Below are 11,880 nucleotides of genomic sequence, written 5' to 3'. Positions count from 1 at the left end.
GGTGGCCGCGCAAGCTCCCGCTTCGGCTGCAACCAGCGTGCTGGATTCCCCCCTCACTTTTTGCTAGCGAGATATTTCTTTTTGCTAGCGAGATATCATGAACAATCGACTCCCGCCTGCCTGGTCAAAGCACATCAAGCCCGGACCCGCGCCGAAAGCGAAGGCGCCGGTAGTGAAGCCTTTGGTGAGCCCGCAGAAAGGTAGCGCCCAATCGCGTGCGCAGGCCGACGACGCATTGCTGAAGCAGGCATATGCCTTTCAGCAGGCCAAGCGGCTCGACGAGGCTCAGGACCTATGCCTTCGGGTTCTGGAGCGCACGCCAAACCATCCGCTCGCCTTGTACATCCTGGGGACCATATATCTGGGCTACGACGATGAGAGGGCCTTGCGATATTTCGCACGGGCGGTCGGCGAGGAACCTAAAAACCCCTACTACCACCTCAGCCTTGGCGAGGCCTATGTGAAGGTCAGCGAGTATGCGCCAGCAATCAGGCATATGCAGTATGCCCTGGAACTGCAGCCCGGCCTTATCGAAGCACTTTGTGCATTGGGGCGCACTTACACGGCGTTTGACAAGCCCGACATGGCTCTACCGCTTTTCGAGAAGGCGCTGAAAATCAACCGCGATCATCCCAAGGTGCGAGCCGGGCTGGCCAGCGCGCTCAGCGGCCTGGGGCGTATGGATGAAGCCGCCGTCTATCTGAAGCAAGCAATCGAACGTCGAATTGGCGTGCCGGCTGCCTACAACGACCTTGTACAGACGCGAAACTTCACCGAGGAGCCAGAGGAGCTCCAATCCATCCTTCGTGAGCTCGGTAATCCGAAACTTGGTGCGGAAGGCGCGCAGCAACTCCATCACGCCGCCGGCAAGGTGCTGAACGACCTCAAGCGTTATGATGAGGCATTCGACCAGTTCAACAAGGCGAAACAGGCCTCCGGCCAAAGGTTCGATATCGATCTGTATCGTCGGTGGATCGATTCGATGATTGAAACCTTCACGCCGGACTTTCTGGCTGCCCGCGCCGGCTATGGAAATCCTTCCGAAGCGCCTGTGTTCGTGCTTGGCATGCCACGCTCGGGGACGACGCTCACGGAGCAGATCTGCGCCAGCCATCCCGACGTTCATGGCGCAGGGGAGCTTAGCAAACTGAGGCGGGTTGCGAATGCGATCGGTCTCAGGACATCATCGGCTGGTGATTTGAGCCAGCCAATGACCTCGATCACAGAAGTCCTGTCCAGAACGCTGGCCGAAGAGCATCTGGCCTATTTGCGGGAGCGGGCGCCTGCCGCACTTCGCGTCGTGGACAAGACCCCGCACAATTTTGAACTGATCGGCCTTATCGGGCTTCTCTTCCCCAACGCGCGCATCATTCATTGCCGCCGTGACGCCATCGACAATTGCGTCTCCTGCTTCGTCCTCAACTTCAGCGAGGCACACAGCTACAACACCGACCTGAAAACACTCGGCCTGTATTATCGCGAATATGACCGCCTGATGCGGCACTGGAACGAGGTCTTTCCAGGCCTTATCTTCGAAAATCGCTACGAAACGCTGGTCGACGACCAGGAAGCCCAGTCACGCCGCCTGATTGATTATCTCGGGCTGCCCTGGGATGACGCCTGCCTGCGCTTTTTCGACAGGGATGGTTCGGTCAACACGCCCAGCCGCTGGCAGGTTCGCCAACCGATCTATAAATCGTCGGTCAAGCGCTGGAAGAATTATGAAAACGAAATTCAGCCGCTGATACAGTCGCTTGGCGATCTTGCTGAGATTTGACTTGGGGATGGCGGTCCGCATTGTGTGGATCGCGAACTGCCAACCTACCTGTCCTGTTCCTTCCAACCGTTCCTGCGGTGCAGAATATTTTGAGACGCTGGAGGGACAGCGCCCCCCTCTGTCCTGCCGGACATCTCCCCCACGAGGGGGGAGATTGGCTGTCATTGCGGCTTTCGCCAATCTCCAACGTTTTTTGAACAGGCGCTGTCAGCGAAGCTGCCGATCTCCCCCCTTGTGGGGGAGATGTCCGGCAGGACAGAGGGGGGCGCGAAGGATCGCTGCCGCCCTAATTTTACGCCCCCGACACCCACGCCGGCACGAAAAAACCCGGCGGTTGCCCGCCGGGTTCGATTTCAGTCAGACGCTGCTGATTAGAACGAGCGCTGGAAGCGGAGCATGCCGCCGAGGCTGTCTTCGTCGTCCGCATTGGTCCAGTTGGAGAAGTCGTCCTGGTCGAACTCGCCGGCGTGCAGGTAGTCGACTTCGGCCGTGATCGTCAGGCCGGGAACGATGTCATAGGCAATGTTGGCGGCGATGCCGAGGTTTTCGCCTTCGTCATACGAGATCTGGGTGTTGAACGAGGTCTTCTCGTTGAAGGTGTAAGTGCCACCGCCCCAGACCGCCCAATTGCCGCTCCACAGCTTGTAGAAGCCGCGGCCGCCGGCGGCGGTGATTACAAAGCCGTCGTCCGTGTAGTTGTCGTCGGTGCCGTAGCCGGCCATGATGAACAGCGACAGGTTCTCCATCGGGGTGACGTCAAGGCGAACCTTGCCGGCCACTTCTTCGTAGTTGGCGTCGTAAGCAAGGACGCCGGTGATGGCGCCCCAGCCCTGCGTCCACTTCACGCCGCCGACGACATGCGGAACATAGCTGTCGATCGTGAACTCGCCATAACCTTGTTCGAGCGAGACCACGGCCGAGAAGCCGTTGCCGGCGTCGAAATAGTACTGAACGACGTTGGTGTCGAAACCGCCGTAGGGAACCAGCGTATCCTGGATGACGTTGCCGGCATAACCGATGAACGTATCGAAGGCCGATTCGTCTTTACCGACGCGCAGACCACCGAGCTGGATCCAGGCGAAGTTCAGCGAAACGCCTTTGTTTTCGGCAGGGTTAGCGTCAATGAGAATCTCTTCTTCCAGCGGACCATCGCCGTCCGGATCGGGGATGACTGTTCTGCTGGCGTATTTGTTCCGGTTGCCGAAGTTGAAGCGGGTCTCGGTGTAGGTCTTCAAGGTGCCGAGTTCGGTTTCCTGGCCGGTCCAGGTCTTCAGCGTGAAGCGGGCCTGCTTGTAGTATGTGTCCTGCGAGTCACCGTCCTCGACGTCGAGATTCTCTGCACCGTCGAACGAGCCGACGTCGCCGATGCCCATGTCGTAGCGGACGTAGCCGCCGATGCGCAGGCAGGTCTCGGTGCCGGGGATGTAGAAGTAGCCAGCGCCATAGACGTCGCAGATGCGGACGTATTCAGCGGGCTCCGGCTCGGCGACGACGACGGCGTCGGCGGCGCGCGCACCGGATACTGCGACCAGAGCCGCAGCGGAGCCGAGAAGAAGGCTCTTGATGTTCATTTTCTGACCTCCAGTCAAAAGTTAAAAAACGGGTCTGGGTATTCTTTGCTGAAGGACAGCGTTCCCTGCCCCATCCCCACTACCGAAAAAGATGCGCACCGCGCCGCTCCTTCGAACTCGACATTACCCATGAGGCGGCGGCGTTCAACAACCATCGCACCGGCGAAAGGTTTGTGCAGGCGCTATCACCCTACCTTGTTGCACAAATGACACGATTTGGCCTCACTCGGAAAGCTCCCGTTAACCATTGAGCTGTCGGAGACCCTTGGGCGAGCCCTTGCAATCCAGCCGAATCCGGCAATTGCCTGCCGCAGATTGCGGCGATGTTTGTGAGTCGTCAGCCAAGGCATTGCCGCAGAATCGCCGCATGGCGAAAGCGCCGTTTCGGCGGGAGCCGGTTTTTTCAACGATAATGGGTCCAGGCTTGTTGATTGTGCCGGCGCTTTTCTTTATCCACCGGCGCAACGGAGAGGTGGCCGAGTGGTCGAAGGCGCTCCCCTGCTAAGGGAGTAGAGGTCAAAAGCTTCTCGTGGGTTCGAATCCCATCCTCTCCGCCATTAGCCTTTGAAAACATTGACTAAATTCCTGTTTTCGTGAGCTTACCAGCCATCCTTCCCGCCAAAACGAATTGCGATTGAACACGTCGAAATGCGACAGGTTGCCGATTGTCGGACAGCGCCGAGGCTGCGGATGCGAAGTTCAATCCAGGCCGGCAGCAGGACATTCATCGCCGTGACGTCCAGCGCTGGCCCCGCGTCCGCCACCAAAAAGAAAAAGCCCTCGACGGCGGGACCGCGAGGGCGTTGTCGTGCTTTCCGACGACCACGGCTTCTATCTGCTCCCCGTATGTCGCCTCAGCCTCTTCCAGCCATCCCTTGATATTCGCCATCATCAATTCCCTCCGCGCACAAGTGCAAGTGCGGCGTCGCCAGATTCGGAAATCTTGTAGGTTGTCGTGTACCGCGCCGTCATGGCTGTAGTTTCACCATTCCGCGTAGCAAGACCGCGCCGCACCAGAGAGTTGAGCGTCTTCATACTCAATTCCAGTTGATATGGTGAGCCTTCGGTCGCCGCCAGCTTTGCCAGCGCGTCTTCTGACGTTTTCGACAGTTTCATTTCGATTTCCCTTTCCATCATCTCTTTCGCCAGCCCCACACCATACGCCCACTAACGGCAGCATCTAGAAGCGCTCAAGCGGCGAGAGCGTAACCCGGCCTCCCATACAACCAATCGAATGCCTTGGTCTTCACCGCGATCCCGGCAGGCGTGTGCGCGTAGATTGCCTGGATGATCGCCGCTATGGCCTCGACTGGCGCGCTTGCCGCCTCGATGCCGGCAAGCTCGTCCTCAAAACCCATGATCTCGGGCATCGCATCGATCTGCTGACGGGAAGCCGCCAACGCCAAATCGAAATGGGCGCCGAGGGCGATAAGCTGTCTGTCGTGTTCCTGCGTCATGTGCCTGCGCTCCTTGTACCGATATCATAACACTGATACGATATTCTCATTAGTCGGTAAGTCAACCGATTTCGTAACAGGGTACCGAAATGATTTCCGTTCAATGCAAGATGGCCAGAGCAGCGCTTGGTCTTGGAGTGCGCGAGCTTGCCAATTTGGCAAAGGTGTCACCCGATACCGTCGCGCGGCTAGAGCGAGGCGAAGCGCTCCGCGATCGCACGATAGACGATATCCGCCTCGCGCTAGAGCAGGCCGGCATCGAGTTCATCGCGGAAAACGGCGGCGGCGCCGGCGTACGGTTCCGCGAAAGACGGTCGGACAAGGAAGCCTGAACATCTTGCGATCAGGCTGCCCTTTCGTCCTCCTCGCGCGCCCTCAGCGTTTCCCGATAGTAAGCTATCATCGCCTGGGCCAGCGGTTGATTTCTCTCCGCTTCCGGCAAGCCCTCCAGGTCGTGCAGCGCTGTCGAAATCTCTGATATTGAAGAGGTCAAATCCGGCCCGTCGAAGCCCGTTGTGTAAGTCGCCATTTTCGCCCTCGAAAAATTGATCAGTCGGAATGCCTAGATTAGTGAGTATTTGGGGACCGTTGCTGCGAAGATCAAATCGATCTCGCCTCAGTCGTCTTGCAATGAACAGCCACTCCCGCCCAAGCCGATGCAGCGAGTTCGGCCATGGTCTTGTCGCCAGTGATTGAAGGCTTTGCCATCGCGTCCAAGGCCAGCAACGCAAGGCGCTCTTGGTAGGTGCGGCTTGGTTCGGATACCGGCCGCTGCTTCCTGATTTCGGCCTCAGCGGCGTCGATGACCGTCTTAGCGGCACGGACCTGACCAATCAGCGTGTCAAGCTCAGCCGCCTTTGTCTGAATGGTCGCAATATTGTTGGCTATTTCTGCCATCGGTTTCCCTTTCTTTCAGGTGTTTCGGCGGGCGCTCAAAAGCCGTCCCCGTGGTTTTCGTAGTCGCAATCAGCCTGTGCGGGCTGCTCGGGCCACGCGATCGGTGACACGTAAGGAGCCGGGCGGCTTCGGCCCCTCCCAATCGGCGGAGACAGCCGGCGAAGGCGCGAGCGCTTTCGGCGCGAACTTCGGCTTTGGCATTGGGGTAGATTCTGGCGCTGGAACCGGCTTGGCGGGAGGCGCAACCGTAGCCGCTTCATCGGCGGCTTGAGCGCGCGACAGGCGCGCAAGCCGGTCGGCAAGGCCGTCCAGACCCTTGATCTCCAGCGTATCGCGGAAAGCGGCGACCGATACGTGCCGCCCAATCGCTTCGAGCCGGCGCACGCGGTCGGAGAGCTTGACCTTCTTCACGGAGCCGATCTGTTTGCGATCCTTGCCGTGCCCATCAAACAGGGCCTCAACTTCCAACGCCAACGGAAGTTACATGAGGCGCCAAGGTCGGCACTTTCCAACGGCGGACCCCAATCCGCCCGGCCGGTGCCCTACAGGCAAAATCGACCCAACGCCCCCCAAGCGGCGCCGGCCACTTTCAGCCCCTTCGTTCGAAAGTTGGCTTCCAATCGCGATTGCGCGCCCGCTGCTGGCCTTCGTAGTCAGGAATGCATGTGAAGAACACCTGCCGGCGGTCACGACCGGCAGCCTTGCAATTTGAGCAGACAAAGAGCCCGACCAGGTCGTCATGCATCGAGCCGTGGTCGCGCCCGAGCCTGTCAATCAGCGCCTGGATGTCGAGCTTCGTCGATTTGCAGCACATCGGGTGCGCACAATTGACATAGATGGTTTCGCGGGCGGCCAGAGTGTCGGCGAGGGTCTTTTGGGGCATGGCGATTCTCCGTTGAAGGGCTCGCCGCAACGGGAGGATTATATTCCTGAATGCTGATCCCTTTGCCACTGGTCGCTAACTCTCATCCCAAAAATCCTGCAGCGAGGCGTGCCTTAGATCTTCCTCGCCCCTGAGGTGCTTCACGCGGGCCTTGATGCCTGGCTTGACCCACTGCGTTGCCGGCCGCTTTGGCATGTCCTTGGGCGGTGGCCCGGCATGTTCCTGGACCCGCTGCCAAAGCCGTTCGCGCATCTCGCGATTGACGCTGACGAAAGCACTGCCGACATATTTCCGGGTGCCTGGGTCAGCCATCAGAGCAAACACCGGCTTGCCCCGCTCGCGCTCGACGCCGAGCAGCTCGAATTCGCTTTCGGTGAAGGATTTGATTTTCAGCCAATTGGTGGTCGGGCCGCTGCGATATTTGCTGTCTCGACGCTTCGATACCATCCCTTCTAGGCCGGCCGCGTCGATCAGATGATAGATCGCGTAGGCTTCGCCTGGCATTGTCTCACTGAACTGGATGCGGCTGTCAGGCCCTATAAGGCCGGCCAGGATTTCCCGCCGATCGTCGCACGGCATTTCGTCTGAATGGCCAACTCCTTGATCACCACAACTGACCAGTATGGAGAAACTGCTAGAAATCGTGCTATCTCCTGCGGTACGGCCTCTACTGAAGGCATAGGGGGGCAAATGGGCGAGGCGTCTTCGATCAGCCCAATCGACCGTCGTTTGGCTGCCATCGTCGTCGCGGACGTGGTCGGTTACTCCCGTATGATGGAGGCAGACGAGTCGGGAACGCTACGTGCTCTCGCTGAAGCCCGTGAGACCGTTGTCGAACCGCTTGTTCGGGAGTGCAGCGGCAGGATCGTCAAGCTCCTTGGCGATGGCCTGCTCATTGAATTTGCAAGCGTCGTGCGAGCGGTCGACTGCTCGATCCGCATTCAGCGGCAGATGAAGGAGGCCAATTCCTCTCTTCCAGACGAGCGAAGGACAGTCTTCCGAATAGGAATAAATCTGGGCGATATTGTCGGTCAGGGCGAGGACATCTTTGGTGATGGCGTCAACATCGCGGCTCGTCTGGAACAGTTAGCAGAGCCCGGCGGCATTTGCCTATCCGGTAAGGTGTTCGACGAGATCCAGGGCAAGATCACCGCGTCGACGAGAGACTTGGGTGCGATCAAGCTCAAGAATATCCAAAATCCCGTCAGGGCATACGCCATCGACGTAGCAGGTCCGGCGGCGCGCCACAATTCTCTAGCCTCGCCGCCGAACACTTCTCGTGAATTTACGACCATCGTCGTTATGCCGTTCGCCAATCTGTCTGGTCGTGACGATCAGAGCTATTTCGCAGACGGAATCACAGAAGACGTCGTAACAGAGCTCAGCAAGCACAGAGACCTGTCGGTCGTCGCCCGCAGCACCGCATTCGCCTATAAGGACCAGCCGGTGAACGCTGCCGAGCTGGGACGGAAGTTCGGTGCCGATGTTGTCGTGACGGGAGGCATCCGACTTGCGGGTCAACATGTTCGCGCGACGGTGCAGCTCGTCGACACCTATACGGGAAACCAAGTCTTCGCAGAGCGTTTCGATCGCCCGGTCGAGGACATCTTCGCAGTCCAGGACGAGATCGTCGAAGCGATCATCGGAAGGTTGTTTTTCAATTTGCAGACAGTCGCGAGCACCGCGCGATCCAGAAATCCGACGACAAGCGTCTCTGCATATACGAGTTGGCTGCGCGCAGGAGATGCTTGGCGAAACGGCGATGAGGCGGCCGCCCGCCAACACATGCATGACGCCGCTGCCATCGATCCGACTTACGCGCCAGCCCTTGCATCGCTATCGCTGATGTACGCCTATTGGCGGTTCAGTGAGCCGGCACGAGAGACGGACCAGGAGCGCAAGCGGCTCTCCATTGATTACGCCCGTCGGGCGCTGAGGAGCGGCAAGTTCGATCCGTTCGTCCTGACGAGCGTGGCTGCATGCTTTTTGTTGGCGGGAGCGATGAAGGACGCATTGCGCTACTCGGAAATTGCTCTTGCTATGAGCCCACGCGATATCAATGTGCAAGTCGCGAGAGGAATGGTTCTCTCATATGCTGGCCGCTACGACGAAGGGCTCTCCCTCGTTCGACGTGCATGCAGCTTTGAGCCATTGTTGCCGCCGACGTTCATCTCCAGCTTGGGGGACTGCTGTTATCTGTCCCGCGAATTCGAATTGGCGCTGGAAGCTTACCGATCGCTCATCGATCCTCCGCCCTTCTTCCGGCTGAACGAGGCGGCGTGCCTCGCACAGCTAGGGAGGATCGAAGAGGCCAAGCAGGCTGCGAGCGAGTTACCCGCCGACTTCGATGCAGCATTGTACGCACGGATAACCGCCGAGATCTGCAGCTTGAAAGAGGATGCCGACCTTTGGACCGAGGGGTTGCGTAACGCTGGAGTTGCCATTTGAGCGGCTGCAAAAATGGCAAAGGCCCCGCTGATCTCCGATCTGCTGAAACGCTGGCTATTGACTGTCGACCTTTAGCTCGAAGCCGTCGTTCGTGTCGGTCTAGCCGAGCGTCTGCAGTGGGTCGATTCTTGCCGTCCACCGGTACCAAGTGTCAGACTTTCACACTAGGGCAGCTTCTGGACTCTGGCCCGGAATGGCGGCATTCTCTCTTCAGGGGGGGAGCGGGCGTGGGCAAAGACCACCGTTATCAAGGCGCCAATCAGGTTGGCCGCTGGCGAAGGCACGCCGGCAGAAGAAGGCCGTTACGGCGGCTGCCGCGACCGCTCTTGGGGCTGATCTTCCTCAGCGTTGGTACGCTTGCCGCCACAATCACCCAATTCGTAATACAGAGCACCGCAAGCCTTCAGAGCAGGATAACAAACTGGACCGAGCCGCTGCCCGGTTCGATGGAAGGCCGCGCCTCCGTGATCGATGGCGACACCGTAGAGATTTCAGGCCAAAGGATTCGATTCAACGGCATCGACGCACCTGAGAGCCGGCAGTATTGCGATGACGCCAAGGGATTCGAATATCCCTGTGGGCGCCGCGCTGCCGACGCGTTGGACACCTTCCTTGCCGCATCACGACCCCTGCACTGTACCTTTGTCGACCGGGATCGTTACGGTCGGCTCGTCGGTGATTGTGAGCGTGCTGACGGTCGCGGCGTCCAGCAGTGGCTTGTAGAGCAAGGTCTGGCACTCGACTGGCCGAAATACAGCAGCGGCATCTATGCGAGCCTGCAGGCAGCGGCAAAGGCGAGCAAGCGCGGCATTTGGGCTGGGTCGTTTCAGGCGCCATGGGAGTGGCGCGCAGAGCATTCGGAAAATCCGCGACCGGCTATCAGCCAGCCACTCGGCATCATCAGCGACCGGCAGCTCGCGCAGGGTTTTGCATGCCAACCCCGGCGAACTTGCTCCCAAATCAGCTCATGTGATGAAGCGAACTGGTATTTGGGCAACTGCTCGTGGGGTGGGAAGCTAGACCGCGACAAAGACGGCATAGCCTGTGAAACCCTTTGCTGAAATGCGCGGCACCTAACGTGTACGCGCCGCTCGCCCGGTTATTCACCCTGTTCCAAGTTGCCCCGTATCTAGCGGTAAATTTTGCTGCAAACGCCAGCGTCGCATGTCAAGATGGGTTGTTGAGGGTGGGGACTTGCATATGAACACGGCAATGAGCCAGAAACTGGCGAGCTATGGCCAGTGGACGTATCGCGGTGCGTGGGCACTTGAAATCGTCGCGGCGATCATCGGTCTAGCAACCGGCGTGGCTCTGAGTTACCGCGGCTTTGTTGCCAATGAGGCGGCGGACTCAATGGACCTTGTCCTTGCAAGTGCCCCGTTCTTTATGATCGCGATTGCTGAGCTGACGAAAATCCCGATCGCAACGCTTCTGTTCGGCGCCTCGTGGTTTTGGAAACCTGTTATCCTGGCGTTTCTGCTCGTATTGGCCGGCATCACTTTTGAGACAGTGCTTCTCGGGTTGGAGCGTGCCAGCACTATGCGCGAGATGCAGTATGCCAACTTCGCCAACCAAACTAAAGCACTCCAGCAAGAGAGCGAAAATCTCAAGGCGGCAGCCGAAAGCTTGCGAAACACTGACGACGAGGCAAATGCCCGAAGCGATCTGGAGCAGCTCAGTGGATTGGCTGACACCGAGCGCGACAAATTGCGTGCACGGATAACAGACGTTGACCAGGAGCTGCAGGCCGCAACCACCCTTTCACCAGCGGCGGCGCGAGCCAAGGAGGATCTCGAGGAGAAACAAGCAGTGCTGAGTGCGCTCGTGGAACGGCGCGATCGAGAGATCAAGGACGCGGTGGAGCAATTCGAGCGACAGCGGGATAGCTACGTTGATCGCATAAAGAGCGCACGCGAAACAGACGACCTTGCATCGGTGCAGCGCAACGAAGACGGGCTGAACAAGCTGACTAACCCGCGGCTCAAAAAAGAGGCCGAATTCGCGCCGAAATTGGCCGAAGTGGAGCCGGCAGTCGCTGCGGCCCGCGCTGAATATGAGAGGCTGCGAAAAGATAGTCCTGCGATGACCCCCCAAGACAAACAGCGCCTTGAGGCTAGGCGCAATGATCTGGAGAAACTCTACGACGGCACCGCTGCCGATTGGGACCGTAAGCTTGACGAAGCACGTACTGCACTAGCGGCCGCTCAGGAAGCCGCAACTCGCAAGTCAGAGACGCTCGCGAACAACCAGCAGCGGCAAGACGCCATCGCGGCGGAACTGAGCCGTCTGGAAACAGAGCGCCTCCCGCTCGCTCGCAACGATCAGATCCGTAGGCTGGCAGCTCGCTGGTATGGGGTGAAGCCAGAGGACGTTACAGACGCTCAGGCCGGGACGGTGTCGACGATCTGGTTCGCCTCGCTTGCATTCATCGCTGCAATAGCGGGGCCGATCACAGCGATGGTCGCGCTGGCCTTACAACGCATCGGTGCACAGGCCGACGTTCAGCGCGAAAGCAAACTCTCGCGTTTGCTACGCCGAATGCTGCTACGGTGGCGGTGGCGCCGTGTCCGGAAAGTAACCGTGCAGGTGCCGGTCGACAGAGAGGTCGAAAGGCGCATCGAGGTTCCTGTCGAAGTCGAGAAGGTCGTCAAAGAGATTCTCTATGTTCCCGTCCTTACTGACGACCCGGAAGCGCTACGTCGGGCGTTGGATCGGGAACTCCCCCCGGAAGTAGTCGATCTGGTAAAGGTTTCTGCAAGAGGCAAAACGACAGCATAGAGAGGGTTCTAGAAGGCGAACTGCAATCAGACTTTGACGAGCCGACAAAGGGGCGAAACGGGGTATTAG

The 11,880-nt window shown here is 58.9% G+C and carries 13 protein-coding genes and 1 tRNA gene; 6 read left to right on the top strand and 8 right to left on the bottom strand.

The genetic code is table 11. The features are described from left to right. Positions 1-97: 97 nt before the first annotated feature. The gene (locus BQ8794_RS28185) at positions 98-1,777 is read left to right on the top strand and encodes a tetratricopeptide repeat-containing sulfotransferase family protein (protein ID WP_077381909.1); all 1,680 of its coding nucleotides are present in this window, start codon (positions 98-100) and stop codon (positions 1,775-1,777) included. Positions 1,778-2,148: 371 nt separating this feature from the next. Here the strand turns inward: BQ8794_RS28185 and BQ8794_RS28175 are convergent, their stop codons facing one another. Continuing rightward, complete coding sequence (locus tag BQ8794_RS28175) at positions 2,149-3,348, bottom strand: porin (protein ID WP_077381907.1); 1,200 nt, start codon at positions 3,346-3,348, stop codon at positions 2,149-2,151. Between the two features lie 466 nt (positions 3,349-3,814). On the opposite strand from BQ8794_RS28175, the gene BQ8794_RS28170 reads away from it, so the two are divergent. Next, positions 3,815-3,905, top strand: a tRNA-Ser gene (locus BQ8794_RS28170). 334 nt (positions 3,906-4,239) lie between these two features. Here the strand turns inward: BQ8794_RS28170 and BQ8794_RS28165 are convergent. Together BQ8794_RS28165 and BQ8794_RS28160 are read right to left on the bottom strand one after the other, a co-directional pair. Then, a complete protein-coding gene (locus tag BQ8794_RS28165; RefSeq protein WP_143744733.1) occupies positions 4,240-4,464 on the bottom strand; it encodes a hypothetical protein in 225 nt (74 codons plus the stop codon). A gap of 74 nt (positions 4,465-4,538) precedes the next feature. Continuing rightward, the gene (locus BQ8794_RS28160; RefSeq protein WP_077381903.1) at positions 4,539-4,805 is read right to left on the bottom strand and encodes a hypothetical protein; all 267 of its coding nucleotides are present in this window, start codon (positions 4,803-4,805) and stop codon (positions 4,539-4,541) included. Positions 4,806-4,894: 89 nt separating this feature from the next. Here BQ8794_RS28160 and BQ8794_RS28155 point away from each other — a divergent pair, with 89 nt between their 5' ends. Further along, positions 4,895-5,137, top strand: coding sequence for a helix-turn-helix domain-containing protein (locus BQ8794_RS28155; RefSeq protein ID WP_210189871.1), 243 nt, complete (start codon positions 4,895-4,897; stop codon positions 5,135-5,137). 11 nt (positions 5,138-5,148) lie between these two features. Here BQ8794_RS28155 and BQ8794_RS28150 read toward each other — a convergent pair whose 3' ends face one another. The 5 genes from BQ8794_RS28150 to BQ8794_RS28130 all read right to left on the bottom strand — a co-directional run bounded on the left by BQ8794_RS28150 (position 5,149) and on the right by BQ8794_RS28130 (position 7,164). Next, positions 5,149-5,334, bottom strand: coding sequence for a hypothetical protein (locus BQ8794_RS28150; protein ID WP_077381901.1), 186 nt, complete (start codon positions 5,332-5,334; stop codon positions 5,149-5,151). Between the two features lie 71 nt (positions 5,335-5,405). Then, positions 5,406-5,702, bottom strand: coding sequence for a hypothetical protein (locus tag BQ8794_RS28145; RefSeq protein WP_077381899.1), 297 nt, complete (start codon positions 5,700-5,702; stop codon positions 5,406-5,408). Between the two features lie 69 nt (positions 5,703-5,771). Further along, the gene (locus tag BQ8794_RS35970) at positions 5,772-6,176 is read right to left on the bottom strand and encodes a hypothetical protein (RefSeq protein ID WP_174654547.1); all 405 of its coding nucleotides are present in this window, start codon (positions 6,174-6,176) and stop codon (positions 5,772-5,774) included. 115 nt (positions 6,177-6,291) lie between these two features. Next, the gene (locus BQ8794_RS28135; protein WP_077381897.1) at positions 6,292-6,585 is read right to left on the bottom strand and encodes a hypothetical protein; all 294 of its coding nucleotides are present in this window, start codon (positions 6,583-6,585) and stop codon (positions 6,292-6,294) included. A 75-nt stretch (positions 6,586-6,660) separates the two neighbouring features. After that, positions 6,661-7,164 carry a hypothetical protein gene (locus tag BQ8794_RS28130; RefSeq protein ID WP_244555128.1) on the bottom strand — a complete coding sequence of 168 codons (504 nt, stop codon included), beginning with the start codon at positions 7,162-7,164 and terminating at the stop codon, positions 6,661-6,663. Positions 7,165-7,275: 111 nt separating this feature from the next. Between BQ8794_RS28130 and BQ8794_RS28125 the strand changes: the two genes are divergently transcribed. The 3 genes from BQ8794_RS28125 to BQ8794_RS28115 all read left to right on the top strand — a co-directional run bounded on the left by BQ8794_RS28125 (position 7,276) and on the right by BQ8794_RS28115 (position 11,811). Continuing rightward, entirely contained in the window at positions 7,276-9,033 is a 1,758-nt protein-coding gene (locus BQ8794_RS28125; RefSeq protein WP_167378864.1) for an adenylate/guanylate cyclase domain-containing protein, read from the top strand. Positions 9,034-9,260: 227 nt separating this feature from the next. Then, a complete protein-coding gene (locus BQ8794_RS28120) occupies positions 9,261-10,094 on the top strand; it encodes a thermonuclease family protein (protein WP_077381893.1) in 834 nt (277 codons plus the stop codon). Between the two features lie 151 nt (positions 10,095-10,245). Beyond that, a complete protein-coding gene (locus tag BQ8794_RS28115; RefSeq protein ID WP_143744732.1) occupies positions 10,246-11,811 on the top strand; it encodes an ABC transporter permease in 1,566 nt (521 codons plus the stop codon). Positions 11,812-11,880: the final 69 nt, after the last annotated feature.

Source organism: Mesorhizobium prunaredense, from assembly GCF_900156895.1.
Taxonomy (GTDB): domain Bacteria; phylum Pseudomonadota; class Alphaproteobacteria; order Rhizobiales; family Rhizobiaceae; genus Mesorhizobium; species Mesorhizobium prunaredense.
This window is presented reverse-complemented; position numbering and strand designations above follow the sequence as displayed.

Bases quoted from the DNA above. Each gene is read 5' to 3' on its own strand.
- BQ8794_RS28175 (WP_077381907.1), bottom strand. From the start codon at position 3,348: ATGAACATCAAGAGCCTTCTTCTCGGCTCCGCTGCGGCTCTGGTCGCA.
- BQ8794_RS28135 (WP_077381897.1), bottom strand. From the start codon at position 6,585: ATGCCCCAAAAGACCCTCGCCGACACTCTGGCCGCCCGCGAAACCATC.
- BQ8794_RS28165 (WP_143744733.1), bottom strand. From the start codon at position 4,464: ATGAAACTGTCGAAAACGTCAGAAGACGCGCTGGCAAAGCTGGCGGCG.
- BQ8794_RS28185 (WP_077381909.1), top strand. From the start codon at position 98: ATGAACAATCGACTCCCGCCTGCCTGGTCAAAGCACATCAAGCCCGGA.
- BQ8794_RS28115 (WP_143744732.1), top strand. From the start codon at position 10,246: ATGAGCCAGAAACTGGCGAGCTATGGCCAGTGGACGTATCGCGGTGCG.
- BQ8794_RS28145 (WP_077381899.1), bottom strand. From the start codon at position 5,702: ATGGCAGAAATAGCCAACAATATTGCGACCATTCAGACAAAGGCGGCT.
- BQ8794_RS28160 (WP_077381903.1), bottom strand. From the start codon at position 4,805: ATGACGCAGGAACACGACAGACAGCTTATCGCCCTCGGCGCCCATTTC.
- BQ8794_RS28125 (WP_167378864.1), top strand. From the start codon at position 7,276: ATGGGCGAGGCGTCTTCGATCAGCCCAATCGACCGTCGTTTGGCTGCC.
- BQ8794_RS28130 (WP_244555128.1), bottom strand. From the start codon at position 7,164: ATGCCGTGCGACGATCGGCGGGAAATCCTGGCCGGCCTTATAGGGCCT.
- BQ8794_RS28155 (WP_210189871.1), top strand. From the start codon at position 4,895: ATGATTTCCGTTCAATGCAAGATGGCCAGAGCAGCGCTTGGTCTTGGA.
- BQ8794_RS28150 (WP_077381901.1), bottom strand. From the start codon at position 5,334: ATGGCGACTTACACAACGGGCTTCGACGGGCCGGATTTGACCTCTTCA.